The following is a 26,108-nucleotide window of genomic DNA, read 5'->3' as shown; positions in this document are numbered from 1 at the left end:
CGCGCGTACCGTGCGGAACATAGCGACTACGGAGCGGCACGCGGCGCCGGCCGGCCCCCATCAGCAAGGAGTTCACACGTGTTCGAATTCATGACCGATGGCGCATTCTGGGTGTCGGTGCTGCAGATCATCGCGATCGACATCCTGCTCGGCGGCGACAACGCGGTGGTCATCGCGCTGGCGTGCCGCAAGCTGCCCGAGCACCAGCGCAGCAAGGGCATCGCGTGGGGCGTTGTCGGCGCGATCGCGCTGCGCATCGTGCTGATCTTCTTCGCGCTGCAGTTGCTCGAACTGCCGTTCCTGAAGATCATCGGCGCGCTGCTGCTGCTGTGGATCGGCCTCAAGCTGATGCAGCCCGAGGAAGGCGACAGCCACGCGGGCGTCGAGGGCGCGCCGCACCTGCTCGGCGCGATCCGCACGATCATCATCGCCGACGCCGTCATGAGCCTCGACAACGTCATCGCGGTGGCCGGCGCGGCAAAAGACGATCTCGGACTGGTGGTCTTTGGCATCGTCATCAGCATCCCGATCATCGTCTGGGGCAGCAAGTTCGTGCTCAAGCTGATGGACCGCTTCCCGGTCGTCATCACGCTCGGCGCGGCGCTGCTCGGCTGGATCGCCGGCGGCATGCTGGTCGGCGACGTGACGGTCAGGCCGTGGGTCGAAGAGATGCCGTCGTGGCTGCACTATGCAACGTCGGTGATCGGCGCGGCGTTCGTCGTCGTGCTCGGCAGCTGGCTCGCCAGGCGTGGCGCGGCGCCGCCGCCGCTGGTCGAACTGGCGGTCGACGACCCGCGCGCCGGGCGCCCGGGCGACAAGTAAAGGAGATTGCGATGGCGATGATGAAAGTGCTCGTACCCGTGGATGGATCGGACAACGCGAACCGCGCCGTGGCGCACGTGCTGGCGCTCTATCGCAGCGACGCGCAGCTGGACATCCACCTCCTCAACGTGCAGATTCCGATCGACTCGGGCCATGCGCGGCTGTTCGTCAGCCCGGAGGAGCTCGAGGATTACCATCGCGACGAAGGGCTCGCGGCGCTCGCCCCCGCGCGCCACATCCTCGACGAAGCGCACGTTCCCTACACCCACCACGTCGCGGTCGGCCATGTCGCGGACACAATCACCCGCTACGCGAAGGAACACGGTTTCGACAAGGTCGTCATGGGCTCCCACGGGCGCACCGCGCTGCTGCAGAGGGTGCTCGGCTCGGTGGCACACGAGGTGCTGAAGCGCTCCACGATCCCCGTGACGCTCGTCAAGCCGGCCGCCGAGAGTTGAAAGGGGTGAGCCCGCGAATGAACGAAGTGCTGGTCGTCCTGACGAATCTTCCCGACGAGGCGAGTGCCCGTGCGCTCGCGTCGCATCTCGTCGAAAAGCGGCTCGCCGCGTGCGTGAACATGCTCGCGCCCTGCCGTTCCGTTTATCGCTGGCACGACGCGATCGAAGAGGCGGCGGAAGTTCCGTTGCTCATCAAGACGAGCGCCGACCGCTACGCGGCGCTCGAAGCCGCGGTCCGCGCCGCGCACCCGTACGAACTTCCGGAGATCATCGCGGTCCCTGTTGTGCGGGGTCTGCCTGCTTATCTCGACTGGGTGGCCGCAGAGACGGCTCTGGCATCCACCGGGCGCAGACCGACCCCGTGATCGCGCGCAGTGCGTCATCTTCGAACGGCTTGATCCCGGTTCAGGCCCCGTTGCCGGCCACGCCCCAGAATCCGACTAATTCCGACACCCTTCCCGCACCGATGCGCCGCCTCCTGTTACTGCTGGCCGCCCTGGCCAGCCTGCTTGCCCTGCTCCCGCCGACATTCGCGCAAGGCAGCCCGATCGAGCCCGAAAAAGCCTTCCGCTTCGCTGCTCGCGCGCTAGATCCCGCCACCGTCGAGATCACGTTCGACATCGCCGACGACTACTATCTTTACGGCGACAAGTTCAAGTTCACCGCCGACCCGCCGGCCGTGCAACTGGGCATTCCGGAACGCGCGCCGGGCAAGATCAGGCACGACGAATTCTTCGGCGATGTCGAGACTTACCGCGACAGGATCAGGATCCTGCTGCCGGTCACCGCAGCCGAAGGCGTCACCGCGTTCCGCCTGACCGCGACGAGCCAGGGCTGCTGGGACGGCGGCATCTGCTACCCGCCGCTGCAGCAGAGCACCGACATCGACCTGACGGCGACGCCGGTAGCGGCGGGCGGCAGCCTGATCGACCGCCTCCTGTCGCCCGGCAACACGGCGGGCGCAAGCTCCGGGACGGCTCCGAGCGGCGACGAAAGCGGCCGCATTGCCGGCCTGCTGCGTGACGCGAGCGTACCGCTGGTCCTGTTGAGTTTCTTCGGCTTCGGCCTGCTGCTCGCCTTCACGCCCTGCACTTTTCCGATGATCCCGATCATCTCGGGCGTCATCGTCGGGCACGGCCACCACATCTCGCGCGGACGCGCTTTCGCGCTGTCGCTCGTGTACGTCCTCGGCATGGCGGCAGCCTATGCCGTGGCCGGCATCGCGGCGGGCATCTCCGGCACGCTGCTGTCGGCCGCGCTGCAGAACGCGTGGGTGCTCGGCGCCTTCGCGCTGGTGTTCGTGCTGCTGTCGTTGTCGATGTTCGGCTTCTACGAGCTGCAACTGCCGAGCGCGCTGCAAAGCCGCCTGAGCTCGACCGCGAATCACCAGAAAGGCGGCAGTCTCGGCGGCGTCGCGATCATGGGCGTGCTGTCGGCGCTGATCGTCGGGCCGTGCGTCGCCGCGCCGCTCGCCGGGGCGCTGCTCTACATCGCGCAGACCGGCAACGCGACGCTCGGCGGACTCGCTCTGTTCGTCATGGCGCTCGGCATGGGCGCGCCGCTGATCGCGGTCGGTGTCGCCGCGCGCTCGGTGCTGCCGAAAGTCGGGCCGTGGATGGAAGGCGTCAGGAAAGCTTTCGGCGTGATGCTGCTCGGCGTCGCGGTGTGGCTGCTGACGCCGGTCGTCCCGGCGCTCGTGACGATGCTCGCGTGGGCGGCGCTGCTGCTGTTCTCGGGCATCTTCCTGCACGCGATCGACCCGCTGCCGGCGCACGCGAAAGGCTGGGCGCGCTTCTGGAAAGGCACCGGCGTCATCATGCTGATCGGCGGGGCGGCGATGTTCGTCGGGGCGCTGGCCGGCTCGCGCGACCCGCTGCAGCCGCTCGCGGTGCTGCGGGCGGAAGCGTCGGCGCCCGTCGCCAATGCGCCGCGTTTCGAGAAAGTCGCGTCCGTCGCCGAACTCGACGCACGCCTCGCCTCCGCCGACCGCCCGGTGATGCTCGATTTCTACGCTGACTGGTGCGTGTCGTGCAAGGAGATGGAGCGCTTCACGTTCAGCGACCGCGCGGTGCAGGCGCGCATGGACCGCATGCTGCTGCTGAAGGCCGACGTCACCGCGAACAGCGACGACGACAAGGCGCTGCTGAAGCGTTTCACGCTGTTCGGTCCGCCGGGAATGATTTTCTTCGATCGCGACGGCAAGGAGCGCGAAGGCCTGCGCGTCGTCGGATTCATGGCGGCGGAGCCGTTCGGCGAATTGCTCGACCGCGCGCTGCACTGAACCCGGCGCAGGGAGGCCGCGACGGAAAGCGACTGGCAATCCACCGTTTTTCGCCGACTTTCGCCTACAATCGCTGCTCACCCACTCGCCCGTCCCTCCATCATGTTTTCCGGAATCGTGGCCGCCTGCGGCCGAATCGAACGTATCGAACCCCTGCAGGACGGCGTGCGCCTGACCGTGGATGCCGACGGACTGGACCTCGCCGACGTGCACATCGGCGACAGCATCGCGAACAGCGGCGTCTGCTTGACCGTCGTCGCGCTCGACGGCAGCCGCGTGCAGTTCGACGTGTCGCGTGAAACGCTGAACTGCACCACCGGCCTCGACGCGGTCGGCAACGAGGTCAATCTCGAGAAGGCGCTGTGCCTCGCGGACCGGCTCGGCGGCCATCTCGTCACCGGCCACGTCGACGGCGTCGGTGAAGTCGTGAGCTTCACGCCGGTCGGCGAGAGCCACGACCTCGTGATCCGGGCACCGGCAACGCTCGCCGGCTACATCGCGAAGAAAGGTTCGATCACGGTCAACGGCGTGAGCCTGACGGTGAACCGCGTCGAAAGCCGCGAATTCTCGATCAACCTGATCCCGCACACCGTGGCCGTGACCAATCTCAAGCACCTCGCCGCAGGCAGTCGCGTCAATCTCGAGATCGACCTCATCGCCCGTTACGTCGAACGCATGCTCGCCTGGCGTGAGGAGTCCGCACAATGAGCGCACTCGCCCCGATCACCGAGATCATCGAGGACATCCGCGCCGGCCGCATGGTCGTGCTCGTCGACGAGGAAGATCGCGAGAACGAAGGCGACCTCGTGCTCGCCGCAGAACACGTGACGCCGGAAGCGATCAACTTCATGGCGAAATTCGGCCGCGGGCTGATCTGCCTGACGCTGACCGAAGCGCGCTGCCGCCAGCTCGACCTGCACCTGATGGTGCGCGACAACCGCTCGCCGCACGGCACCGCTTTCACGACCTCGATCGAGGCGGCTGAAGGCGTCACGACGGGCATTTCCGCACACGATCGCTCGCGCACGGTGCAGGCGGCCGTCGCGCGCCACGCCAAGCCGGCCGACATCGTCCAGCCCGGCCACATCTTCCCGCTGATGGCACAGAAGGGCGGCGTGCTGATCCGCGCCGGCCACACCGAAGCGGGCTGCGACCTCGCTGCGCTGGCCGGGCTCGAACCAGCGTCGGTGATCTGCGAGATCCTCAAGGACGACGGCACGATGGCGCGGCTGCCGGATCTCGTCGAGTTCGCGAAAGAGCACGGCTTGAAGATCGGCGCGATCCGCGACCTGATCGAGTACCGTTCCGCGAACGAGCACCTGGTCGAGCGCGTCGCCGAAAAGGACGTCGAGACGCCGTATGGCCGCTTCCGGCTCGCTGCGTTCGAAGACAAGACGACCGGCGAAGTGCATTTCGCGCTCTCGCACGGCGAAATACGCCCCGAGCGCGAAACCCTGGTGCGCGTGCATGAGCCGATTTCGGTCGTCGACTTCATCGATCCCGAGAGCGGCCGCCACACTTTCCCTGTCAATCAGGCGATGGCGCGCCTGGCGGAAGCCGAACAGGGCGTCATCGTGCTGCTCTATCGGCCGCAGTCGGGCAGCGAACTGCTCGCCGGCCTGCGCGGTGACACCCCGCTCGCGGCGAAATGGGACGCGCGCCTCTTCGGCGTCGGCGCGCAGATCCTGCGCGACCTGAAGGTCGGCAAGATGCGGCTCCTCGCCAGCCCGCGCAAGATCCCGAGCATGGCCGGCTTCGGCCTCGAGATCACCGGCTTCGTCGAACGCCCCTGAGGGTGTTACCCTGAGCCTCCGCGCCGGGAGCCGTCGCGCATCGCGACCGTGCTGCCGGCCTTTTTGTCATTGAAGAATCGAACATGGCCCGTTACGACAACATCCCCGAATTCGAAACCGATCTCGACGGCCGCGGCTTGCGCGTCGGCATCGTCATGAGCCGCTTCAACCAGGACGTCTGTGAAGGCCTGCTGTCGGCGTGCACCGCCGAGCTGCTGCGCCTGAACGTGTCGCCGGAACTGGTGCGCATCGCCACCGTTCCGGGGGCGCTGGAAATCCCGCTGACGCTGCAAACGATGGCGCGCAGCGGCCGCTTTGATGCGCTGATCGCGCTCGGCGCGGTGATCCGCGGCGAGACCTACCACTTCGAGCTGGTTTCGAACGAGATGGGCAGCGGCATCAACCGTGTCGGGCTCGACACCGGCATGCCGATCGCCAATGGCGTGCTGACGACCGAAGACGACGACCAGGCCCTCGCGCGGATGCAGGAAAAAGGCGCCGACTGCGCCCGCACCGCGATCGAGATGGCCAAGCTGCTGAAACAGCTCCAATGAGCGGCAAGGCTGCCCGCCGCCGGGCGCGCGAATTCGCGCTGCAGGGGATTTACCAGTGGCTGCTTTCGGCCAACTCGATGCCGCTCATCGAGGAGCATGTCAGCCAGGTCTCGGGCTTCGACAAGGCCGACCGCGAGCTCTTCATCAGCCTGCTGCGCGGCACGCTGAACAACGTCGACGACCTGCAGGCAGAGTTCGCGCCGTTCATCCATCGCGCCGTGCATGAACTGTCGCCAGTCGAACGTGCAATCCTGCTGCTCGCGACGCACGAACTCAAGCACAATCTCGACACTCCCTACCGCGTCATCATCAACGAGGCGATCGAGCTGGCGAAAGGCTACGGCGGCACGGACGGCCACCGTTTCGTCAACGGCGTCCTCGACAAGCTCGCGGCGCAGCTGCGCGCCACCGAAGTCAGCGCCGGCCGCAGCTGAAGCCGGCGGCGCGGGCCGTGGCAGCAGTGTCCGGCCCCGCCGGACGCGCAACGCTGCGACCACGGGACCCTGCGCGACGCGACGCGACGCCAAAAAGCAAAAGCGCGGAACCGCATTGTGGCGGTTCCGCGCTTTTTTCATTCCGGCATACAACGTCGAGCAACCGATCCGGCTACACGACGAGGTGAGCGGCTCACGCGCCGCGCGCCTCGTCGCAAGGACGACCCTTGGGATAGTCGTCCCGCTCGATCGTTCAGCCGCGGGCAGCCGGACGCGGGCGGCGGGCGCCGTCCGGACGGTCGCCGCCGAAGCGGCTGCCTTCGCTGCGGCCGGCGCCACCGTCACGACCGTAGCCGCCCCGGTTTCCGGACGGCGACTCCGACGACCAGCCCTTGCCGGCGCCCGGACGACTGTCACGGCTTTCGCGGCCGTACGACGACCCGCCCGGGCGACCGCCGAAGCCCGGCTTGCCACTGGTCGGCGCGCGACGTGGCGACGACGGGCGTTGCGTCGGCTCGAGGCCTTCGATCACATGCACCGCGAGCGGCTTGCCGGTAAAGCGCTCGATCGCGCGGATGATCCCCATCTCGCGCGGCCCCGAGAACGTGATCGCGATGCCGTCGCGGCCGGCACGACCAGTACGGCCGATGCGGTGCACGTAGTCCTCGACCTGCCGGGGCGCGTCGAAGTTGATCACGTGGCTGATGCCGGCGACGTCGATGCCGCGCGCCGCGACGTCGGTCGCGACGAGCACGCCAATGCGGCCTTGGCGCAGCTTGTCCAGCGTGCGGTTACGCGCAGTCTGGTGCATGTCGCCATGCAGCGCAGCGGCCGAAAAACCTTTTTCCTGCAGGTTCAGCGACACCTCCTCGGCACCGCGCTTGGTCGCCGTGAAGACGACGGCCTGCTGCAGGTCATCGCCGCCGAGCAGCGATTCGAGCAGGCGGTTCTTGTGCACGATGTTGTCGGCCATCAGCAGGCGCTGCTCGATGTTCGCGCGGTTCTCGACCGTCGCGGCGATCTCGATGCGCTGCGGATTGCGTGTCATCTTGCGCGCGAGGTTGCCGACCACGCCGTCGAGCGTCGCCGAGAACAGCAGGGTCTGGCGGCTGGCCGGCGTCGCGGCGACGATGGTCTCGATGTCCTCGACGAACCCCATGTCGAGCATCCGATCGGCTTCGTCGAGCACCAGCACTTCGATGTCCGACAGCTTGAGCTTGCGGCGGTTGAGGTGATCGATGAGGCGGCCGGGAGTCGCGACGACGACGTCGACGGGGCGCGACAGCAGCTTCGCCTGGGCGAAGAACGGCGCGCCGCCGACAAGGCACGCGGTGTTCAGGTAACGCAGGTTGCGGGCGTAGGTCTTGACTGCTTTTTCGACCTGCTGCGCGAGTTCGCGCGTCGGGGTCAGCACCAGCACGCGCGGGCCGGCGCCAGGCGCAGGCTTGCGGTCGATCAGGCGGTGCAGGCTCGGAAGCGTGAAGGCGGCGGTCTTGCCGCTGCCGGTATGCGAGGACACCATCAGGTCGGCGCCGGCGAGCGCGGCGGGAATCGCCTGCTCCTGGACCGAAGTCGGGACCGTGTAACCGGTGGTTGCGATGGCTTGAAGCAGGGCTTCGTGGAGGCCGAGTTCCTGGAACGTCATGGGTTCTTCCTTGTATGTCCGGCACAACGGATGGTCGTGCCGAATCGATGCCCGGGTGATCGGGCAAATAAAAAAGCATCGCACCGTCCCATAGGGGACGCGGTGGCGGCAAGCGCGCGATGGGCTTGGGCCGGCCGGATTCCGTCGGAAAAACAGACGGAAATCGACCGCGCATCGGCACCAACCGGCATTCGCGATGCCATACGATCAGAAGAACGAATGGAGTTCGACGGGAGGGTCGGGGGCGATGGGGCTGTGGATACAGTCCCTCGGCTGGGTCCGCGGAATCCTGATCCCGCGAGATAGACCTGAAAAAAGACCGACTGCTGCATTGCACAACGATGCGGATGGTACCCGATTTTCCGTATCCGGGAAAGAGAAAAACGAAGGACCCGACGCCAGGAGGCGCCGGGTCCTTCTTCGGCATGAAAAAGCCGGGCTTCTTACTTGCTGTTGATTGCGGTCTTCAACGTAGCGCCGGCGGAGAACTTCGGCACGCGCGACGCGGCGATCTTGATCGAGGCACCGGTTTGCGGATTCCGCCCGGTACGCGCAGCCCGCTCGGACACTTCGAAAGAGCCGAAGCCTGTGAAGGCAACTTTTTCGCCGGCAGCCATGCGTTCGACGATGATATCCAGCACGGTCGACAGGGCCCGGTCGGCCTGCGCACGGGAAACATCCAGACGGTCGGCCAGGGCCTCGACGAATTCACCTTTGTTCATGCTTATCCTCGATTGGTGTGTGTGTGGTACAGAATTGCAGCTTTACCGCGCGGATTCTAGCACCGTCGCGGTTGTCGGGGCATTGGCCCCGAACGTGGATACAACACGAAAAACAGCGATTTCACCGCCATAAAACCGTCATCCACCGAGCGTAGGATAGTCGATATAGCCCCGGTCGCCTCCCTGATAGAAGGTATCCACATCCCACTCATTCAACGGCGCGCCCACCCGGAAGCGTTCGACAAGATCCGGGTTCGAGATGTACGGGCGCCCGAACGCGACCGCATCGCAGATTCCGGCGGCGAGCGCAGCTTCGGCGCGCACCTGGTCGAAGCCGCCATTCGTCACGATTGCCATCGTCGCGATATCGCGAAAATGGCGCGCCACCTCGTCGATCGCGCCGACCGCGCCGTCGAGCTGGTTCGGCAGATACGGTTCGGTCAGGTGCAGATAGGCCAGCTCATAGGCATTGGCACGGCGTACGACGTACTCGAACATCGGCAGCGTGTCCTCGTCGACGCGCATGCCATGGAAGCGGTTCATCATTGGGTTGAGCCGGAAGCCGATGCGCGACGGCGACCACTGGGCGGCCACCGCATCGAGCACCTCGAAGAAGAAGCGCGCACGGTTCGCGTGGCTGCCGCCGTATTCGTCGTCGCGCCGGTTGGCGATCGGCGAAAAGAACTGGTGGATCAGATAGCCGTTCGACGAATGGATCTCGACGCCGTCGAAGCCTGCCAGCACTGCGTTGCGGGCTGCACGTCCGAAGTCGGCGACGATCGCGGCGATTTCCTCGCGGCTCAGCGCGTGCGGCGTGGGCGTCGTCTTCAGCCCCTCGGCCGAGAACATCTTCCATTCGGCATTGATCGCGGACGGCGCGACCGGCAGTTCGCCATCGTGGAATTCGGTCAGCGACAGGCGGCCGCAATGCCACAGCTGGCAGACGATGCGCCCGCCGGCGGCATGGACTGCGTCGGTCACGCGCCGCCAGCCGGTGACCTGGGGGTCGGACCAGATGCCAGGCGTATAAGGATAGCCGCGCCCCTGTGCCGAGACGATCGTCGCCTCCGATACGATCAGGCCGGCGCTCGCGCGTTGTGCGTAATAGCGCGCCGTCGATTCGGTCGGGGCAAATTCGGGATTGTCGGCGCGGCAGCGCGTCAGCGGCGCCATCACGACACGATTCGGCAATTCCAGCGCGCCGAGGCGAACGGGTTGGAGCAGACGGGAATTCACGGTGCCTCCTGGGGCGGGAATCGAAAATTCGAACCGCGGTCATTCTGCCAGCATTCGCGGGCGATGCGCCACCGCGCGGGCGCTGCCCGGGGCCCGTTTTCGACTTACAGGGCGGACGCATGACCGCCGGGCAACGGGTGCGACGGACGCCGGGGCGCCGCCGCACCTCCTGCACTCAGGTCGACAGCATTTCCTGATGCTTGCCGCCGAGGCCGAGATAAGCCTCGATGACGCGCGGGTCGTCGGCGAGCTGCCGGGCGGGGCCTTCCATCGCGATCTCGCCGGTCTCGAGCACATAGGCGTAGTCGGCGACCTGCAGCGCGGCGCGCGCGTTCTGCTCGACGAGCAGGATCGACACGCCGCGCCGGCGCAGCTCGCTGATGATGCGGAAGATCTCGCGCACGATCAGCGGCGCGAGGCCCAGGCTCGGCTCGTCGAGCATCAAGAGCTTGGGTTTGGCCATCAGCGCGCGGCCGACGGCGAGCATCTGGCGCTCGCCGCCGGAGAGCGTGCCGGCGAGCTGGCTGCGCCGCTCCCTGAGGCGCGGGAACAGCTGGTAGACCTCCTCCATCGTCTGCGCGTGGTCGCGGTGGCCCGAACGATGGCGCTGGAACGCGCCGAGCACGAGGTTGTCCTCGACGGTCATCTCGCCGAACAGCTCGCGCTTCTCGGGCACCAGGTTCATGCCGCGCGCCACCATGCGCTCGACGACCGGCACGCCTTCGATGGTGCCGTCGAAGTCGACTTTGCCACGCGACTCCAGCAATCCCATGATCGCCGACAGCATCGTCGTCTTGCCCGCACCGTTGGGGCCGATGACGGTGACGATCTGGCCTTCGCCGACCTTGATGTTGGCGTTCGACAGCGCTTCGACCTTGCCGTACGACACGGTCAGGTCGCGCACTTCCAGCACGGTTTTCAGGATCAGGTTGCTGCCGTGGGTGTTCGCGTTCATTCGACGCCTCCGAGATAGGCTTCGAGCACCGCCGGGTTCTTCTGCACGTCTTCCGGCAGGCCCTCGGCGATTTTCTCGCCGAATTCCATGACGACGACGCGATCGACGAGGCCCATCACGAAGTCCATGTCGTGTTCGACGAGCAGGATGCCGATGCCTTCATTGCGCAGCTTGCGCAGCAGCTCGCCAAGCGCCTGCTTTTCCTTGAAGCGCAGGCCCGCGGCCGGCTCGTCGAGCAGCAGCAGGCAGGGGTCGGCGGCGAGCGCGCGGGCGATCTCGAGGATGCGCTGCTGGCCGAGCGCGAGGCTGCCGGCCGCATCGAACATGTGCTCGGCCAGCCCGACCCGCTCGATCTGCCGCGCGGCTTCGTTCAGCAGCCGCGCTTCCTCGCTGCGGTCGAGCCGCCACGCCGACGCGAGCACGCCCTTGTCGCCGCGCAGGTGGGCGCCGATCGCGACGTTCTCCAGCACCGTCATCGTCGGCAAGAGCTTCACGTGCTGGAACGTGCGGCTCATGCCCATGCGCGCGATCTCGCGCGAGTCGCGCCCCGCGACCGCGCGACCGAGGAACCGCACTTCGCCCGACGTCGGCGTATCGACGCCCGAGATCTGGTTGAACATCGTGCTCTTGCCCGCACCGTTCGGACCGATCAGCGCGAGGATCTCGCCGGCGCGCACCGACAGGCTCATGTTGTTGTTGGCGACCAGGCCGCCAAAGCGGCGCGTGACCTCCTTGGCCTCGAGGATCACTTCGCCTTTGGCCGGCAGCGGCTTTCTCGGCAGCGCCTCGGCGGCGGCGTCGAGTTCGCGGCGCACGACACGCACCGGCACGAGCCGCGCCAGCAGCGGCCACAGGCCGTCGCGCGCCCGCTGCAGCACGATGACCATCATCAGGCCGAAGAAGATCACTTCGAAGTTGCCGCTCTGGCCGAAGATTCTCGGCAGCACGTCCTGCAGCCACTGCTTGGCGATGGTGATCACGCCGGCACCGACGAGCGCGCCCCACACCTGGCCCGCCCCGCCGACGACCGCCATGAACAGGTACTCGATGCCGATGTGCAGGCCGAACGGGGTCGGGTTCACGAAGCGCTGCAGGTGCGCGTACAGCCAACCGGACGCACAGGCGTGCAGCGCAGCGATGACGAAGATGATCATCCGCGAGCGCGCGGTGTTCACGCCCATCGCCTCGGCCATCACCATGCCGCCCTTCAATGCCCGGATCGCGCGCCCTTCACGCGAATCGAGAAGGTTCTGGGTCGTGAACACCGCCGCCAGCAGGAACAGCCAGATCAGGTAGTAGAGCTCTTCGCCGCGGTCGAGTTCGAAGCCGAACACCGTGATCGGCGGCACGCCGGTCAGACCCGTGTGGCCGCCGAGCGTGTCGAGCGTGCCGAACAGGAAGTACAGGCTGATGCCCCAGGCGATCGTCCCGAGCGGCAGGTAGTGGCCGGACAGCCTGAGCGTCAGCGATCCCAGTACCAGCGCGACGACCGCGGTGAAGACCAGGCCGACGACGAGCGCGAGCCACGGCGAGCCACCCGCCCACGCGAGCCAGCCCGGCAGTTCGGTCGCCGTCGTGAGCACCGCGGTGGTGTAGGCGCCGAGGCCGACGAAAGCGGCCTGGCCGAAGCTCGTCAGGCCGCCGACGCCGGTCAGCAGCACGAGCCCGAGTGCGACGAGCGCATACAGGCCGATGTAGTTCAAGAGCGTGACGTAGAACGGCGACAGCGCGAGCGGAGCCACCGCGAGCGCCGCGATAAAGACGCCAAGAATCAGGCGCGGGGAGAACATCGGTTTCATTCCTCCTCCTCCACGTGGCGGCCTCTGAGCGAGCGCCACAGCAGAACCGGGATGATCAACGTGAACACGATCACTTCCTTGTGTGCGCTGGCCCAGAACGAGCTGAACGCTTCGAGCAGGCCGACCAGCAGTGCGCCGGCAGCGGCCATCGGATAACTCCCCAGCCCGCCGACGATTGCGGCGACGAAGCCTTTCAGGCCGATCAGGAAGCCGGTGTCGTAATAGATCGTCGTGATCGGCGCGATCAGCACGCCCGACAGCGCCCCGATCAGCGCGGCGAGGAAGAACGTGAGCCGCCCCGCGAGCGCCGGCGAAATGCCCATCAGCCGCGCCCCGACCCGGTTGATCGCGGTCGCCCGCAGCGCCTTGCCGTAGAGCGTGCGCTCGAAGAACTGGTAGAGCGCGACGATCAGCACGAGCGACGAGACCACGACCCAGATCGTCTGGCCGGAAACCATGACCGGGCCCATTTCGAAGCGCGCTTCCGAGAACGGCGGCGTGCGCGAGCCTTCGGCGCCGAAGAACAAGAGCCCCAGGCCCACCATCGCGACGTGCACCGCGACCGACACGATCAGCAGGACCAGCACCGGCGCGGCGGCGATCGGCTGGTAGATGAGCCGGTACATCAGCGGTCCCATCGGCACGACGACGGCCAGCGCGAAGAGGATCTGCGCCGCCATCGGGAAGTCCTTGACGGGCAGCGTGTACAGCAGCGCGACCAGGGCCAGCGGATAAGCGACATACCAGCCGACGAGCCGCACGAGCCGGCCGGGCTGGCCGGCGCGCAGCGCGAGACGCACATCGAGCGCCGCCGCGAGCAGCCCGGCGCCGAGCAGCAGCCATACCGTCGCGGGAATCGCGCCGGCCTGGATCATGACCAGCGTGAGCGCGCCGTACGACACGAACTCACCCTGTGGAATAAAAATCACCCGAGTGACCGCAAACACCAACACCAGCGCGAGCGCGAGCAGCGCATAGATCGCCCCGTTGGTGATGCCGTCCTGCCCGAGCAGCAGAGCTATCTGGAAATCCATGGACAAACCTCGTTACCGGACCAGAACCTGCCAAGGCGGGACCCGGTCTGTCTCCGATGCATCGAAAGCGGGTTCGGCGGCGCCCGACGACGCCGCCGAACCGGTCTGCTTCAGCGTGTTTCCGACTGATTATTTGACGAGCTTCCAGGCCCCGTTCTGGATCTGCACCATCACGCGCGAACGCTGGTCGAGACCGAGGTGGTCGGTCGGGCTCATCGTGAAGATGCCGTGCGCGGCAGGCACTTCCTTCACGCTCTCGAGCGCGTCACGCAGCGCAGCGCGGAACTCCTTGGTGCCCGGCTTCGCCTTCTTCAGCGCTTCCGGCGCCGCCGCGGCGAGCAGCACGCCGGTATCCCAGGCGTGCGCACCGAACGTCGACACGCTGCCCTTGCCGTTTGCCGCCTCGTATTTCGTGATGTACTCGATCGCGCTCTTCTTCACCGGGTTGCTATCGGCGAGCTGGCTCGCGACGAGCACCGGCCCGGCCGGCAGGAACGTTCCTTCGCAATCCTTGCCACAGACGCGCAGGAAGTCGTTGTTCGCAACGCCGTGGGTCTGGTAGATCTTGCCGGTGTAGCCGCGCTCCTTCAGCGCCTTCTGCGGCAGCGCCGCCGGCGTGCCGGAACCGGCGATCAGGATCGCGTCGGGGCGTGCGGCGATCAGCTTCAACACCTGGCCGGTCACCGACGTGTCGTTGCGGTTGAAGCGCTCGTTGGCCACCAGCTTGAGCTTGCGGGCATCCGCGACGCTCGAGAACTGCTCGTACCAGCCTTCGCCGTAGGCGTCGGCGAAGCCGATGAAGGCGACGGTCTTCACGCCGCTGTTCGTCATGTGCTCGATGATCGCGGTGGACATCTGCGCGTCGTTCTGCGGCGTCTTGAACACCCAGCGCTTCTTGTCATCGACCGGTTCGACGATGCGCGCCGAAGCGGCCATCGAGATCATCGGCGTGCCGGATTCGGCGGCGACGTCGATCATCGCCAGCGAGTTCGGCGAAACCGTCGAGCCGAGCACGACGTCGACCTTGTCCTCGGAGACCAGCTTGCGGATGTTCTTCACCGCGGCGGTGGTGTCCGAAGCGTCATCGAGCACGATGTAATTGACTTTCTCACCGCCGATCGTCGTCGGCATCAGCGCGATGGTGTTCTTTTCCGGGATGCCGAGCGAGGCGGCCGGACCAGTGGCAGAAACGGTAACGCCGACGTTGATGTCGGCGTGAGCAGCACCTGCCGCGAAAGCCATGCCGAGAACCGCGATTACTGAAGTGCGTAGCTTCATGTGTGTCTCCTCCTCTTCGGTTTATAAGCGGCCGACCCCGGACTGGGTCCCGGCCACGTGCAACACTTTTTGTTGCTCAGACTGATTATTGTGTATCAAATCGCTGGTTGACGAGCAAAAATTCCTCATCTTGCCCGAATTGATGCGGTGGCCGACGCATCACTCGGAAAGCCACCGCCGCACATCGTACATGCACCTTGGGCTGCGCTGCTCCCCGATGTCGCGGAGAGCAGTCCGGAAGGCGACAGCAGCGGGCCCGCGGGGCTCGCCGCTCATGCCGTGACCCTGCCGCTCTGTTCGATGAACCCTTTGACGCCGTTGAGGAAAATCCCGGTCACGACCGGAGCCATGTCGCGGAATGTGAGCCGCCCGTCGGTCCGCATCCAGGTGAAAGTCCAGTTGATCATGCCGAACAGGATCATCGCGACCGGACGTTCGAGCTTGCGCCCCTTCAGGCCCGGCTCGATCCGCACGATCGCGTCGGCGAACGCCGAAACCACCCTGCGCTGCTTCTCGGCGATCTTCGCCGCCTGCTCCTGCTGCAGGAATTTCACGTCCTGGACGATCACGATGTGCTGGTCGTGCGCGTGTTCATATTCCTCCATGAACCGTGTGACGAGCTCGGAGAAATGCGCGTCGTCGTCGAGGCCGCGTGCCGCAACGCCGTCGATGATCGCCAGCAGGCGGTCGATATAGCTGTCCGCGATGTCGAAGAGGATGTGTTCCTTGTCGCGGTAGTAGTGGTACAGCAGGGGCTTCGAGACGCCGCAGGCTTCCGCGAGTGCCGACATCGATGCGTTGTGGAAGCCTTTCTGCGCAAACAGCGCGGCAGCCGCGCCGAGGATCGTCGCGCGCTGCAGTTCGAATGTGGGTGCCTTGCCTCGAGCCATGCGCTGTTTTTTCCGTTTCGTCCGTTTCCGGGTCGCCGTCGGGCGCTCAGCGCTCGTCGAACGTGATCACGACCCGCTCGGTCAGCGGATGCGCCTGGCAGGTGAGGATGTAGCCGGCATCGATGTCGGGCTGCTCGAGGGTGAAGTTCTTGTCCATGCGCACCTTGCCTTCGATGACTTTCGCCCGGCAGGTGCAGCACACGCCGCCCTTGCACGAATACGGCAGGTCCATGCCGGCGCGCAGCGCGACGTCCAGGATCGACGGATCTTCGGCGCGGAACTCCATCTCGCGCCTGAGACCGTCGGCGATCACGGTGACTTTCGCCTGCGCCGCGTCGCCCGGCTCGACATGATGTTCGGGCGCGGAAGCCGGCACGCCGAAGCGCTCGAGATGAACGTGCTCGTGCGCGACGCCGGCCTTGTGCAGCGCCGCCTCCACTTCGTCGATCATGCCGCCGGGGCCGCAGATGAACGCTTCGTCGATGGTATCGACCGGGATCAGCGTGTCGAGGAACGCGGCGACGCGCGCGGCATCGAGCCGGCCGTTGAACAGCGGCACTTCCTGCTCCTCGCGCGAGAACAGGTTGTACAGCGTGAAGCGCGACAGATAGCGGTTCTTCAAGTCCTCGAGCGCCTCGGCGAACATCACGCTGCCCTGGCGGCGGTTGCCATACACCAGCGTGAAGCGGCTTTTCGGCTCGGCGCGCAGCGTCGTCTTGATCAGCGACAGGATCGGCGTGATGCCGCTGCCGGCGGCGAACGCGACGTAGTGCTTGGCATGCGACGGGTCGAGCGGCGTGTGGAACCGGCCTTCGGGCGTCATTACGTCGAGCACGTCGCCGACCTTGATGCCGTTGTCGTTGACCCAGGTCGAGAATGCGCCGCCGGCGATCTTCTTGATCGCGACGCGCAGTTCGTCGTCATCGACGCCGGCACAGATGGAATACGAACGGCGCATCTCTTCGTCGCCGACCCGCACCTTCAGGTTCAGGTGCTGGCCCTGCACGAAGCGGTAGTCGTCGGCGAGCTCGGCCGGCACCTCGAAACGCAGGCTTACCGATTCGGGCGTCTCGCGCCGCACTTCGGTGACTTTCAGGGGATGGAATTTCGGCGTTCTGGGGGTCATCAGTGGTCTCCGTGGCCGCTCTCGGGCGACTTAGATCGGTTTGAAATATTCGAACGGTTCGAGGCACGAGCGGCAGCGATACAGCGCCTTGCACGCGGTCGAGCCGAATTCGGACAGGCGCACCGAATCGGTCGAGCCGCAGCGCGGACACGCGAGCTTCTTCGGCACGAAGCGGATCGGCTGCGGGCCGACCGGTGCGTCGCCGCCCGGCGGGGCGATGCCGTAGGCGCGCAGTTTTTCCTTCGCCGGCTCGGTGATCCAGTCGGTCGTCCAGGCCGGCGCGAGACGCGTCTCGACCGTCACGTCTCCGCCGCCGGCAGCGACGAGCGCGTCGCGGATGCTCTGCGCGATGACTTCGGTCGCCGGGCAGCCGGAGTAGGTCGGCGTGACGACGACGCGCAGGCCTGTGGCCGTCGCGACGACTTCGCGCACGATGCCCAGCTCGGTCACCGAGATCACCGGGATCTCGGGGTCCGGCACGGCCTCGAGCACCTCCCAGGCGCGGGCTTCGGTCAGCATGGCGGTCGTCGCCCCGCTCACCACTGCGCGCCGGGGTAGGTGCGCTGCATGATCTGCATCTCGGCGAGCAGATGCCCCATGTGCTCGCTGTGGCGGCCGAACTTGCCGTACGAACGGAACGGCGTGCGCGCCGGCACCGTCAACGTCGCCTCGGCCAGCACCGGCATGACGAGCGCTTCCCAGGCCGTTTCCAGTTCGCTCCACGCCGGGCCGACGCCAGCCGCCGCGACCGTGTCGTCGACCGGCGTCGTGACGAAGAACTCAGCGGTGTAGGGCCACAGGTAGTCGAGCGCGCCTTGCGCCCGCGCGTGCGATTCGGCCGTGCCGTCGCCGAGGCGGATCACCCAGTCGCCAGCGTGCTGCGCATGGTAGCGCGCTTCCTTGATGCTTTTCGCGGCGATCGCGGCCAGTTCGGCATCGCTCGACGTCATCAGGCGTTCCCACAGCAGCTTCTGGAAGCTGCTGTAGAGGAAGTTGCGCACCATCGTGCGCGCGAAGTCCTGGTTCGGCAGCTCGCACAGCGTCAGGTTGCGGTAGTTCGGCTCGGTGCGCAGGAACGCGAGCTGGTCCTCGTCGCGACCGCGGCCTTCGAGCCGACCGGCGTGGGTGAGCAGCATGCGCGCCTGGCCGATCAGGTCGAGCGACATGTTCGCGAGCGCCATGTCCTCTTCGAGCACCGGCGCGTGGCCGCACCACTCGGACAGGCGCTGGCCAAGAATCAGCGCGTTGTCGCCGAGGCGCAGCACGTATTCGATATGTTCGGGGCTTGTCATCTGTTGGGTCATCGTCATCGCCCTCTTTACATATGGTTCACTTCGTCCGGCAGCTGGTAGAACGTCGGGTGCCGGTAGATCTTGTCTTCGGCCGGATCGAACAGCTCCGGCTTCGCGTCGGGGTCGGAAGCGACGATGTGGTCGGCCTGCACGACCCACAGGCTCACGCCTTCCTGGCGGCGGGTGTAGACGTCGCGCGCGACCTGCAGCGCGAGCTTCGCGTCCGGCGCATGCACGCTGCCGCAGTGTTTGTGGTCGAGCCCGTTACGGCTGCGGACGAAAACTTCCCACAGCGGCCATTCCTTGCGTTCCATGTCTCATCTCCTCTGTTGAGAGCGGCTCAGCCCGCCCTTCGGTCGGTTTGTTATCGGGATTCACGCGGCCTGGCTGTCGCGTGCGTCGTGCTTGCGCGCGTATTCGAGCGCGGCTTCGCGCACCCAGGCACCGTCATCCCAGGCTTTGACGCGCGCCGCGAGCCGGTCGACGTTGCCCTGGCCGTGGCCATTCACGACGTTCCAGAACTCGTCCCAGTCGATCGCGCCGAAGTCGTAATGGCCGCGCGCCTCGTTCCATTTCAGCTCGGGGTCCGGCATCGTCACGCCCAGCACCTTGGCCTGCTCGACCGTCGCGTCGACGAACTTCTGCCGCAGGTCGTCGTTCGAGATGCGCTTGATGCCCCAGCGCGAGCTTTGCGCGGAGTGCGTCGAGTCCTTGTCGTGCGGGCCGAACATCATGATCGACGGCCACCACCAGCGGTTCACCGCGTCCTGCACCATGTCGCGCTGCTCCTCGGTGCCTTTCATCATCGCCAGCAGCAGGTCGTAGCCCTGGCGCTGGTGGAAGGATTCTTCCTTGCAGATGCGCACCATCGCGCGGGCATACGGGCCGTAGCTGCACTTGCACAGCGGGATCTGGTTCATGATCGCGGCGCCGTCAACGAGCCAGCCGATGACGCCGATGTCGGCCCAGGTCAGCGTCGGGTAGTTGAAGATCGAGCTGTACTTCGCACGGCCCGAGTGCAGCGCGTCGAGCAGCTCGTCGCGTGACACGCCGAGCGTCTCGGCCGCCGCGTACAGATACAGCCCGTGGCCGCCTTCGTCCTGCACTTTCGCGAGCAGGATCGCCTTGCGCTTCAATGTCGGCGCACGCGTGATCCAGTTGCCTTCGGGCAGCATGCCGACGATTTCGGAATGCGCGTGCTGGCTGATCTGCCGCACCAGCGTCTTGCGATAGGACTCGGGCATCCAGTCCTTCGCCTCGATATAGCCGCCGGCGTCGATCTTCGCGTCGAATTCGGCCTGGTAGGCGGGGTTCTCGATCGTCCGCGGGCCCTTCGCCTCGGTGTTCTGCTGGGGAATATCCAGAGCTTGTGTGTACATCGAATATGCTCCTTCTTCATGTCCGGCGGCGCGGGATCGCGCTGCCGGAGAATTCAAATTCTCTGATGAGTCCTACTGCGCTCATTCCTTCGGGCGGCGGTCGATGACGCGCCTGGCCTTGCCGATCGTCACGCGCTCGATCGAGAACGGCTCGCCGACATGCACCTTCGCCGAGACGCCGATGAAGGTCTTGATGTGGTGCGCGAGCTCCTTCGCCAGCGCTTCCTTCTGCTCCGGATGACGTCCGACGTCGGCCTCCGGGTTGATCTCGACTTTCACCGTCAGCGTGTCCATGTGGCCCTGCTTGTCGACTTCGAGCAGGTACTGCGGCGCGAGCTTGGGCATTTTGCAGATCAGCTCCTCGACCTGTGTCGGGAACAGGTTCACGCCGCGGATGATCAGCATGTCGTCGGAACGCCCGGTAATCTTCGCCATGCGTCGCATGCTGCGCGAGGTCGGCGGCAACAGCCGCGTCAGGTCGCGCGTGCGGTAGCGGATCACCGGCATCGCCTCCTTCGTCAGCGTCGTGAACACCAGTTCGCCCTCGGCGCCGTCGGGCAGCACTTCGCCGGTATGCGGATCGATGATCTCCGGGTAGAAGTGGTCTTCCCAGACGACCGGGCCGTCCTTCGACTCGACGCATTCGCTCGCGACGCCCGGCCCCATCACTTCCGACAAGCCGTAGATGTCGACGGCTTCGAGCCCGGAATGCGCCTCCATCGCCTCGCGCATGCCCTGCGTCCAGGGCTCGGCGCCGAAAATGCCGATCTTCAGCGACGTCGACTTCGGGTCGATTCCCATGCGCTCCATCTCGTCGAGGATCGTCAGCATGTAGGACGGCGTCACCATGATGATGTCGGGCTTGAAGTCCTGGATCACCTGGATCTGCTTCTCGGTCTGGCCGCCGGACATCGGCACCACCACGCAGCCGAGCCGCTCGGCGCCGTAATGCGCCCCGAGGCCGCCGGTGAACAGGCCGTAGCCGTAGGACACATGCACCATGTCGCCGGCCCGTCCGCCGGCAGCGCGGATCGATCGTGCGACGACATTGGCCCAGGTGTCGATGTCCTTCAGCGTGTAGCCGACGACGGTCGGCTTGCCGGTCGTGCCCGACGACGCATGGATCCGGGCGAGCTTGCCGCGCGGCACCGCGAACATCCCGAAGGGGTAGTTGTCGCGCAGGTCGGCCTTCGCGGTAAACGGAAACCGGGCGAGGTCCTCGAGCGTTTTCAGGTCGTCGGGATGGACGCCCTGCGCATCGAAGCTCTTGCGGTAATGCGGCACGTTTTCATACGCGTGGCGCACGCTCCATTTCAGCCGCTCGAGCTGCAAGGCGCGCAGTTCGTCCCGGCTGGCGGTCTCGATCGGCTCCAGATCACCGGGCGACGGCGTCTTCACTGGCATGGTTCTCTCCTCCAAAGGTTTTCGGCTGCGTGGATTTCATGATGAAGCGCGATTGTGGCCACCACTGGACATCGCGCGCTCCGATCCACGTCAAGGGTTGCTCACAAATCCACGACCGCCCGGCCTTTCAACCGGTACGACTTGCCGCGCATCATCGCGAGCAGCTCGCCTTTCTGGTTGACGACACTGACGTCATAGACCCCGGTGCGACCGGCGACGAAAAGCTCTTTCGCTTCCGCGATGAGCACGTCGCCCGGGCGGCCCGGCGCCATGAAGTCAAGGCTGATGCCGGACGCGACGGTCATTTCGTTGTAGCTGTTGCATGAATACGCGAACGCCGAATCGGCGAGCAGCGTGATGAAGCCGCCGTGGCAGATGCCGAAACCGTTCAGCATGTCCTTGCGCACCGTCATCGTCATCTTCGCGTAGCCGGGCCCGATCGCTTCGACGCCGATGCCGAAGCCCTTCAGCGTCGGGTCCATCTCCGACATGCCGTCGCGCACCCGTTCGGCCAGCGCCTGCGGCTCGAGTCCGTTGGTGAGATCCCTGAATCCCGCCTCAGTCATGCACCAGCTCTCCCTTGAAGGCTTTGCGTTGCAGGAACGGCGACACGCGATAGCGTTCTTCACCGTAATGCGCCGCAAGGTTCGAGATCACTTCGGCGATGAACGCCGCGCCGAGCTGGTCGGCCCACGCGAGCGGCCCGCCCTTCGGGTAGTTCGTGCCGTGACACATCGCAGTATCGACGTCGGTGGCGCTGGCGACGCCGTACAGCACCGCGTCGGCAGCCTCGTTCGCGAGCATCGCGACGATACGCAGCGACAGCAGGCCGGCCACGTCGTCGATGACGCTCACATTGGCGCCGGTTTTCTGCAGCGTGCCGATGACTGCGCGGAAGGCGCCGAGGCCGCACTGGTCGGCGCGCGCGACGGTGATGCGCCCGGTCGCGGCAAAGTCGAGACACAGGTCGAGCAGCACCAGGTTCGGGCACTCCTCCTCGACCGCGCGGCGGGTCGCGGTGCGTCCGTCGGACAGCGCGACGCACGCCGCGCCGATCTTCATCCAGCCGCGTCCGCCCTGGCCCGCTTCGCGCCGCACCTCGACGCCGCCCGCTTCGAGCCGCGCGATCAGCGGCGCCGCGGCGCCGATGTCGCCGACAACGGCGATCTTCGCCTCGGCGGTGCGCACCGGTTCGCTGCGCACCGGCGGCCTGACCGCGCCTTCGGCATAGTCGTAGAAGCCGCGCCCGCTCTTGCGCCCGAGCCGGCCGGCAAAAACGAGTTCCTGCTGGATCAGGCTCGGGGCGAAGCGGCGATCGTTGAAATACGCCTCGAACACCGAGCGGGTGACGGCGAAGTTCACATCGTGCCCGATCAGGTCCATCAGTTCGAACGGCCCCATCGCGAAACCGCAGCCTTCGCGCAGGATCGCGTCGAGCGTCTGCGGCTCCGCGGCTTTCTCGGCAAGCACGCGCAGCGCTTCAGCGTAGTACGGCCGGGCGACGCGGTTGACGATGAAGCCCGGCGTCGATTTCGCATGCACCGGAATCTTGCCCCACGCCCGCGCCGTGGCGTGCAGCGTGTCGGCGATCGCGCGCTCCGTCGCGAGGCCCGAGACGACCTCGACGAGCGCCATGCGCGGCGCCGGGTTGAAGAAATGCAGCCCGGCAAAGCGCCCCGGGCGCGCGAGTCCGGCGCCCATCGCGGTGATCGACAGCGACGAGGTGTTGCTCGCGAGGATCGCGTCTTCGCCGAGCAGCGCTTCGAGGTCCCTGAACAACGCCTGCTTGACGTCGAGGTTCTCGACGATCGCCTCGATCGCGAGGCCGGCGTCGCGCGCGTCGGCAAGCGCCGCGACCGGCAGCACGCGCACCCGGATGGCCTGCGCCTCGGCTTCGGGCAGCCGCCCCTTGGCGACGAGGTAGCGCAGGTCCTTGTCAATGCCGGCACACCCTGACTGGACCGCCTCCGGGCGACCGTCGTACAGATACACCGTGTGGCCGGCGCGCGCGGCGATGTGGGCGATGCCGCTGCCCATCGCGCCGGCGCCGATCACGAGCACTTTCACGTTCTTGTTCAGCGCCTTCATTTGACGTCCTTTGCGGCGAATGGCGAGAGTTTCATGTCCTAGTCCCCCTTGAAGCGCGGGGCGCGCTTTTCGATGAACGCGGCGACGCCTTCGCGGTAGTCGTTCGACTGGCCGCACACCGTCATCATGTTGCGCTCGAGGTCGAGCTGGGTTTCGAAGCCGTTCGTCGAGCTCGCCCAGATCGCCTTCTTGGTCTGCGCGTAGCCGAAGGTCGGCCCCTGCGCGAGGCTCGCCGCGACCTGCTGCACGGTCGGCATCAGCGCGTCGTCGTCGACGCATTTCCAGATCAGGCCCCACTGTTCGGCCTGTTCGGCGCCGAGCTTCTCGCCGAGCAGTGCGAGGCCGAGCGCGCGCGCCGGGCCGACGAGGCGTGGCAGGATCCAGCTGCCGCCGGTATCCGGCACCACGCCGAGCTTGCTGAACGACTGGATGAAGCTCGCCGAACGCGCGGCGAACACGAGGTCGCACGCCAGCGCGATGCTCGCCCCGGCGCCGGCGGCGACGCCATTGACCGCGGCGATCACCGGCAGGTCGAGATTGCGCAGCGCCATCGCCAAGGGCTTGTAGTTCTTCTCGACCGATGCGCCGAGATCGACCGGCGCCTCGCCCGGCGCGACGGCGCGGTCGGAGAGATCCTGCCCGGCGCAGAAGCCGCGCCCGGCACCGGTGATCACGAGGACGCGGACGATGCCGCTCTCGCGACCGGCCTTCACCGCGGCGAGCGCCTCGCGCACTTCCTCGTGCATGCGGTTCGTGAAGCTGTTGAGCCGGTCAGGCCGGTTCAGCGTCAGCGTCGCGACCCCGCCGACGACTTCCATGCGGATCGTTTCTCCCTGCATGTCAAGCTCGTTGCTCATTCAGGTCTCCTGATTGTTTGCCCGGGTGCGGCGTGGCACCCTGTCGGCGTCCTGGTCGCGTCCTGCCAGCGTCGAATTGGGGGTGTTGGCGTTGTTTGACCGACCGGTCAATCAATAGTAATCTTGACCCAGATCAAAAGACAACTGTTTTTTGCTTGACAATTTGCCGCACTGCAACATCGGCGCACCCCAGAACGCAGAGCCCTGCGCGGCGGCATTCCATCCCGACGAGAGGAGAGTTCCATGACCCACCCGCTGTTCGAAAAACACCGCGCCACGCTCGACGCAGCCGTCCAGGCAATCCGCAGCCGCGGCTTCTGGACGCCGTATCCCGAGATGCCGAGCCCGAAGGTTTACGGCGAGACTGCCAATGAAGACGGCAAGCGCGCGGTCGCAGCCTGCTTCGGCCAGGACTTCCCGCTCGACCAGGCCGGCGAAACCGGCCGGCTCGCTCCGGAACGCTCGCCCTACGGCACCGACCTCGGTGTGCGTTATCCGGTGTGCTCGCCGTCGGCGCTCATCGAGGCGGCGCAGGCCGCGCAGGATGGCTGGCAGCGGCTCGGGGCGGAGGGACGCGTCGGCGTCTGCCTCGAGATCCTCGACCGCCTGAACAAGCGCAGCTTCGAGATTGCGCATGCGGTGATGCTGACGACCGGCCAGGGCTGGATGATGGCTTTCCAGGCCGGCGGCCCGCACGCGCAGGACCGCGGGCTGGAAGCGGTCGCCTATGCGTGGGACGAGATGAGCCGCATCCCCGCCGAAACGGTGTGGGAGAAGCCGCAGGGCAAGAATCCGCCGCTGCGGATGAAGAAGCACTTCGAGATCGTCGGCCGTGGCGTCGCGCTGGTAATCGGCTGCGGCACCTTCCCGACCTGGAACACTTATCCGGGCTTCTTCGCCGCGCTGGCGACCGGCAACCCGGTGATCGTCAAGCCGCACGAGCACGCGATCCTGCCGGCGGCGATCACCGTGCGCATCGCCCGCGAAGTGCTCGCCGAGCAGGGCCTCGACCCGAACCTCGTCAGCCTCGCGGTCGTCACCAAGCGCGAGGACACGCAGGCGCTCGCGACCCACCCGGCGGTCAAATCCATCGACTTCACCGGCGGCAACCTGTTCGGCCAGTGGCTGATCGACAACGCCCGGCAGGCGCAGGTGTACGCCGAGCTCGCCGGCGTCAATAACGTCGTCGTCGAGTCGACCGATGCGTACAAGGCGATGCTGCGCAACCTCGCGTTCACGCTGTGCCTGTATTCCGGCCAGATGTGCACGACGACGCAGGCGATCCTGGTGCCGGCCGGCGGCATCGACACCGACCAGGGACACAAGAGCTTTGACGAGTTCGCCGCCGATCTCGCCGCCGCGATCGACAAGACGCTCGCGGACCCGGCGGTCGCGACCGCGGTGCTCGGAGCGATCCAGTCCGCGGACACGCTGCGCCGCATCGACGAAGCCGGCGAGTACGGCCGCGTCGTGCTCGCGTCGCGCAAACTCGAACACCCCGAGTTCCCGAACGCGGAAGTGCGCACGCCGGTGCTGCTCAGCTGCGACGCGAGCGACGAGAAAAGCTACATGACCGAGCGTTTCGGCCCGATCTCGTTCGTCGTCCGCGTCGCCGATGCCGACGCCGCGGTAGCGCTGTCCGAGCGCATCGTGCGCGAGCACGGCGCGCTGACGGTCGGCGTGTACTCGACGAAGCCGCAGGTGCTCGACGCGATCACCACGGCGACGATGCATGCCGGTGCGGCGCTGTCGATCAACTTGACCGGCGCCGTGTTCGTCAATCAGTCGGCGGCGTTCTCCGACTATCATGGAGTCGGCATGAACCCGGCGGCCAATGCGAGCTACGCCGACAGCGCCTTCGTCGCGAACCGCTTCCGCGTCGTGCAGCGGCGCTATCACGTCGAATGAGGTAACGCCGGTTGCCGTGCAAACGGGGCGCTGCGGCGCCCCGTTTGCATCGCCGGCTCTGGGCGCCCCAACCCGCGCAAGCGCTCGTCGCCGCGCTCCGCTCGCCATCCTCCGGCGGTCTTGTCCCCTTTTCGAATCCGGGAGATTCAAACG

The 26,108-nt window shown here is 66.6% G+C and carries 26 protein-coding genes; 9 read left to right on the top strand and 17 right to left on the bottom strand.

Annotated elements, in window-relative coordinates; translation table 11 throughout:
* Window positions 1–78 precede the first annotated feature (78 nt).
* From pbN1_RS10710 to nusB, 8 genes are all read left to right on the top strand, one after another.
* Window positions 79–822: a TerC family protein gene (locus pbN1_RS10710; RefSeq protein ID WP_169201581.1), complete on the top strand. Its 744-nt coding sequence runs from the start codon at window positions 79–81 to the stop codon at window positions 820–822.
* Between the two features lie 11 nt (window positions 823–833).
* Window positions 834–1,280, top strand: coding sequence for a universal stress protein (locus tag pbN1_RS10705; protein ID WP_244856910.1), 447 nt, complete (start codon window positions 834–836; stop codon window positions 1,278–1,280).
* A gap of 17 nt (window positions 1,281–1,297) precedes the next feature.
* Window positions 1,298–1,645 (top strand): divalent-cation tolerance protein CutA, encoded by a 348-nt coding sequence (cutA, locus tag pbN1_RS10700; protein ID WP_169201582.1) that lies wholly within the window; start codon window positions 1,298–1,300, stop codon window positions 1,643–1,645.
* 101 nt (window positions 1,646–1,746) lie between these two features.
* On the top strand, window positions 1,747–3,561 hold the full coding sequence (gene dsbD / locus pbN1_RS10695; RefSeq protein ID WP_169201583.1) for a protein-disulfide reductase DsbD: 1,815 nt from the start codon (window positions 1,747–1,749) through the stop codon (window positions 3,559–3,561).
* 102 nt (window positions 3,562–3,663) lie between these two features.
* Window positions 3,664–4,269 (top strand): riboflavin synthase, encoded by a 606-nt coding sequence (locus tag pbN1_RS10690; RefSeq protein ID WP_169201584.1) that lies wholly within the window; start codon window positions 3,664–3,666, stop codon window positions 4,267–4,269.
* Window positions 4,266–5,354 carry a bifunctional 3,4-dihydroxy-2-butanone-4-phosphate synthase/GTP cyclohydrolase II gene (gene ribBA / locus pbN1_RS10685; protein ID WP_169201585.1) on the top strand — a complete coding sequence of 363 codons (1,089 nt, stop codon included), beginning with the start codon at window positions 4,266–4,268 and terminating at the stop codon, window positions 5,352–5,354. The genes pbN1_RS10690 and ribBA overlap by 4 nt, the downstream gene beginning before the upstream one ends.
* Window positions 5,355–5,437: 83 nt before the next feature.
* A complete protein-coding gene (ribH, locus tag pbN1_RS10680; RefSeq protein ID WP_169201586.1) occupies window positions 5,438–5,908 on the top strand; it encodes a 6,7-dimethyl-8-ribityllumazine synthase in 471 nt (156 codons plus the stop codon).
* Entirely contained in the window at window positions 5,905–6,342 is a 438-nt protein-coding gene (gene nusB, locus pbN1_RS10675; protein ID WP_169118432.1) for a transcription antitermination factor NusB, read from the top strand. Before ribH ends, nusB begins: the two co-directional genes overlap by 4 nt.
* Window positions 6,343–6,595: 253 nt before the next feature.
* Here the strand turns inward: nusB and pbN1_RS10670 are convergent, their stop codons facing one another.
* From pbN1_RS10670 to paaG, 17 genes are all read right to left on the bottom strand, one after another.
* Window positions 6,596–7,987 carry a DEAD/DEAH box helicase gene (locus tag pbN1_RS10670; protein ID WP_169201587.1) on the bottom strand — a complete coding sequence of 464 codons (1,392 nt, stop codon included), beginning with the start codon at window positions 7,985–7,987 and terminating at the stop codon, window positions 6,596–6,598.
* A gap of 443 nt (window positions 7,988–8,430) precedes the next feature.
* The gene (locus tag pbN1_RS10665; protein WP_053420808.1) at window positions 8,431–8,709 is read right to left on the bottom strand and encodes an HU family DNA-binding protein; all 279 of its coding nucleotides are present in this window, start codon (window positions 8,707–8,709) and stop codon (window positions 8,431–8,433) included.
* A 138-nt stretch (window positions 8,710–8,847) separates the two neighbouring features.
* Window positions 8,848–9,945 (bottom strand): alkene reductase, encoded by a 1,098-nt coding sequence (locus pbN1_RS10660; protein ID WP_169201588.1) that lies wholly within the window; start codon window positions 9,943–9,945, stop codon window positions 8,848–8,850.
* Window positions 9,946–10,120: 175 nt separating this feature from the next.
* The gene (locus pbN1_RS10655) at window positions 10,121–10,900 is read right to left on the bottom strand and encodes an ABC transporter ATP-binding protein (RefSeq protein ID WP_169201589.1); all 780 of its coding nucleotides are present in this window, start codon (window positions 10,898–10,900) and stop codon (window positions 10,121–10,123) included.
* Complete coding sequence (locus pbN1_RS10650) at window positions 10,897–12,690, bottom strand: branched-chain amino acid ABC transporter ATP-binding protein/permease (RefSeq protein ID WP_169201638.1); 1,794 nt, start codon at window positions 12,688–12,690, stop codon at window positions 10,897–10,899. The genes pbN1_RS10655 and pbN1_RS10650 overlap by 4 nt, the downstream gene beginning before the upstream one ends.
* 5 nt (window positions 12,691–12,695) lie before the next feature.
* Window positions 12,696–13,733, bottom strand: a complete 1,038-nt coding sequence (locus tag pbN1_RS10645; protein ID WP_169201590.1) for a branched-chain amino acid ABC transporter permease — start codon at window positions 13,731–13,733, stop codon at window positions 12,696–12,698.
* Window positions 13,734–13,862: 129 nt separating this feature from the next.
* Window positions 13,863–15,011 (bottom strand): ABC transporter substrate-binding protein, encoded by a 1,149-nt coding sequence (locus pbN1_RS10640; RefSeq protein ID WP_169201591.1) that lies wholly within the window; start codon window positions 15,009–15,011, stop codon window positions 13,863–13,865.
* Between the two features lie 272 nt (window positions 15,012–15,283).
* Window positions 15,284–15,901, bottom strand: a complete 618-nt coding sequence (locus pbN1_RS10635) for a TetR/AcrR family transcriptional regulator (RefSeq protein WP_169201592.1) — start codon at window positions 15,899–15,901, stop codon at window positions 15,284–15,286.
* 46 nt (window positions 15,902–15,947) lie between these two features.
* Window positions 15,948–17,027: a 1,2-phenylacetyl-CoA epoxidase subunit PaaE gene (gene paaE, locus pbN1_RS10630; protein ID WP_169201593.1), complete on the bottom strand. Its 1,080-nt coding sequence runs from the start codon at window positions 17,025–17,027 to the stop codon at window positions 15,948–15,950.
* Window positions 17,028–17,057: 30 nt separating this feature from the next.
* Window positions 17,058–17,546 carry a 1,2-phenylacetyl-CoA epoxidase subunit PaaD gene (gene paaD, locus pbN1_RS10625; protein WP_169201640.1) on the bottom strand — a complete coding sequence of 163 codons (489 nt, stop codon included), beginning with the start codon at window positions 17,544–17,546 and terminating at the stop codon, window positions 17,058–17,060.
* Between the two features lie 17 nt (window positions 17,547–17,563).
* Entirely contained in the window at window positions 17,564–18,331 is a 768-nt protein-coding gene (gene paaC, locus pbN1_RS10620) for a 1,2-phenylacetyl-CoA epoxidase subunit PaaC (protein WP_169201639.1), read from the bottom strand.
* A gap of 14 nt (window positions 18,332–18,345) precedes the next feature.
* Window positions 18,346–18,633, bottom strand: coding sequence for a 1,2-phenylacetyl-CoA epoxidase subunit PaaB (gene paaB, locus pbN1_RS10615; protein WP_011237819.1), 288 nt, complete (start codon window positions 18,631–18,633; stop codon window positions 18,346–18,348).
* A 60-nt stretch (window positions 18,634–18,693) separates the two neighbouring features.
* Window positions 18,694–19,698 (bottom strand): 1,2-phenylacetyl-CoA epoxidase subunit PaaA, encoded by a 1,005-nt coding sequence (gene paaA / locus pbN1_RS10610; RefSeq protein WP_169201594.1) that lies wholly within the window; start codon window positions 19,696–19,698, stop codon window positions 18,694–18,696.
* Between the two features lie 81 nt (window positions 19,699–19,779).
* Window positions 19,780–21,102, bottom strand: coding sequence for a phenylacetate--CoA ligase PaaK (paaK, locus tag pbN1_RS10605; RefSeq protein ID WP_169201595.1), 1,323 nt, complete (start codon window positions 21,100–21,102; stop codon window positions 19,780–19,782).
* Window positions 21,103–21,203: 101 nt separating this feature from the next.
* Complete coding sequence (gene paaI, locus pbN1_RS10600; protein ID WP_169201596.1) at window positions 21,204–21,668, bottom strand: hydroxyphenylacetyl-CoA thioesterase PaaI; 465 nt, start codon at window positions 21,666–21,668, stop codon at window positions 21,204–21,206.
* Complete coding sequence (gene paaH / locus pbN1_RS10595; RefSeq protein WP_169201597.1) at window positions 21,661–23,190, bottom strand: 3-hydroxyacyl-CoA dehydrogenase PaaH; 1,530 nt, start codon at window positions 23,188–23,190, stop codon at window positions 21,661–21,663. The genes paaI and paaH overlap by 8 nt, the downstream gene beginning before the upstream one ends.
* A gap of 38 nt (window positions 23,191–23,228) precedes the next feature.
* The gene (gene paaG / locus pbN1_RS10590) at window positions 23,229–24,047 is read right to left on the bottom strand and encodes a 2-(1,2-epoxy-1,2-dihydrophenyl)acetyl-CoA isomerase PaaG (RefSeq protein ID WP_210147465.1); all 819 of its coding nucleotides are present in this window, start codon (window positions 24,045–24,047) and stop codon (window positions 23,229–23,231) included.
* Window positions 24,048–24,290: 243 nt separating this feature from the next.
* Here paaG and paaN point away from each other — a divergent pair, with 243 nt between their 5' ends.
* The gene (gene paaN / locus pbN1_RS10585) at window positions 24,291–25,955 is read left to right on the top strand and encodes a phenylacetic acid degradation protein PaaN (RefSeq protein WP_169201598.1); all 1,665 of its coding nucleotides are present in this window, start codon (window positions 24,291–24,293) and stop codon (window positions 25,953–25,955) included.
* The last annotated feature ends 153 nt before the right edge of the window (window positions 25,956–26,108 follow it).

This window comes from Aromatoleum bremense (genome assembly GCF_017894365.1).
GTDB lineage: Bacteria > Pseudomonadota > Gammaproteobacteria > Burkholderiales > Rhodocyclaceae > Aromatoleum > Aromatoleum bremense.
Note: the sequence above shows the minus strand (reverse complement) of the source record. Positions and strands in the feature narration are given on the sequence as shown.

What these genes read in the sequence shown, in the direction of transcription:
- pbN1_RS10705 (WP_244856910.1), top strand. Translation starts at nt 834, where the DNA reads ATGGCGATGATGAAAGTGCTCGTACCCGTGGATGGATCGGACAACGCG.
- cutA (WP_169201582.1), top strand. Translation starts at nt 1,298, where the DNA reads ATGAACGAAGTGCTGGTCGTCCTGACGAATCTTCCCGACGAGGCGAGT.
- dsbD (WP_169201583.1), top strand. Translation starts at nt 1,747, where the DNA reads ATGCGCCGCCTCCTGTTACTGCTGGCCGCCCTGGCCAGCCTGCTTGCC.
- pbN1_RS10690 (WP_169201584.1), top strand. Translation starts at nt 3,664, where the DNA reads ATGTTTTCCGGAATCGTGGCCGCCTGCGGCCGAATCGAACGTATCGAA.
- ribBA (WP_169201585.1), top strand. Translation starts at nt 4,266, where the DNA reads ATGAGCGCACTCGCCCCGATCACCGAGATCATCGAGGACATCCGCGCC.
- ribH (WP_169201586.1), top strand. Translation starts at nt 5,438, where the DNA reads ATGGCCCGTTACGACAACATCCCCGAATTCGAAACCGATCTCGACGGC.
- nusB (WP_169118432.1), top strand. Translation starts at nt 5,905, where the DNA reads ATGAGCGGCAAGGCTGCCCGCCGCCGGGCGCGCGAATTCGCGCTGCAG.
- pbN1_RS10670 (WP_169201587.1), bottom strand. Translation starts at nt 7,987, where the DNA reads ATGACGTTCCAGGAACTCGGCCTCCACGAAGCCCTGCTTCAAGCCATC.
- pbN1_RS10665 (WP_053420808.1), bottom strand. Translation starts at nt 8,709, where the DNA reads ATGAACAAAGGTGAATTCGTCGAGGCCCTGGCCGACCGTCTGGATGTT.
- pbN1_RS10655 (WP_169201589.1), bottom strand. Translation starts at nt 10,900, where the DNA reads ATGAACGCGAACACCCACGGCAGCAACCTGATCCTGAAAACCGTGCTG.
- pbN1_RS10650 (WP_169201638.1), bottom strand. Translation starts at nt 12,690, where the DNA reads ATGTTCTCCCCGCGCCTGATTCTTGGCGTCTTTATCGCGGCGCTCGCG.
- pbN1_RS10645 (WP_169201590.1), bottom strand. Translation starts at nt 13,733, where the DNA reads ATGGATTTCCAGATAGCTCTGCTGCTCGGGCAGGACGGCATCACCAAC.
- pbN1_RS10640 (WP_169201591.1), bottom strand. Translation starts at nt 15,011, where the DNA reads ATGAAGCTACGCACTTCAGTAATCGCGGTTCTCGGCATGGCTTTCGCG.
- pbN1_RS10635 (WP_169201592.1), bottom strand. Translation starts at nt 15,901, where the DNA reads ATGGCTCGAGGCAAGGCACCCACATTCGAACTGCAGCGCGCGACGATC.
- paaE (WP_169201593.1), bottom strand. Translation starts at nt 17,027, where the DNA reads ATGACCCCCAGAACGCCGAAATTCCATCCCCTGAAAGTCACCGAAGTG.
- paaD (WP_169201640.1), bottom strand. Translation starts at nt 17,546, where the DNA reads ATGCTGACCGAAGCCCGCGCCTGGGAGGTGCTCGAGGCCGTGCCGGAC.
- paaC (WP_169201639.1), bottom strand. Translation starts at nt 18,331, where the DNA reads ATGACCCAACAGATGACAAGCCCCGAACATATCGAATACGTGCTGCGC.
- paaB (WP_011237819.1), bottom strand. Translation starts at nt 18,633, where the DNA reads ATGGAACGCAAGGAATGGCCGCTGTGGGAAGTTTTCGTCCGCAGCCGT.
- paaA (WP_169201594.1), bottom strand. Translation starts at nt 19,698, where the DNA reads ATGTACACACAAGCTCTGGATATTCCCCAGCAGAACACCGAGGCGAAG.
- paaK (WP_169201595.1), bottom strand. Translation starts at nt 21,102, where the DNA reads ATGCCAGTGAAGACGCCGTCGCCCGGTGATCTGGAGCCGATCGAGACC.
- paaI (WP_169201596.1), bottom strand. Translation starts at nt 21,668, where the DNA reads ATGACTGAGGCGGGATTCAGGGATCTCACCAACGGACTCGAGCCGCAG.
- paaH (WP_169201597.1), bottom strand. Translation starts at nt 23,190, where the DNA reads ATGAAGGCGCTGAACAAGAACGTGAAAGTGCTCGTGATCGGCGCCGGC.
- paaG (WP_210147465.1), bottom strand. Translation starts at nt 24,047, where the DNA reads ATGAGCAACGAGCTTGACATGCAGGGAGAAACGATCCGCATGGAAGTC.
- paaN (WP_169201598.1), top strand. Translation starts at nt 24,291, where the DNA reads ATGACCCACCCGCTGTTCGAAAAACACCGCGCCACGCTCGACGCAGCC.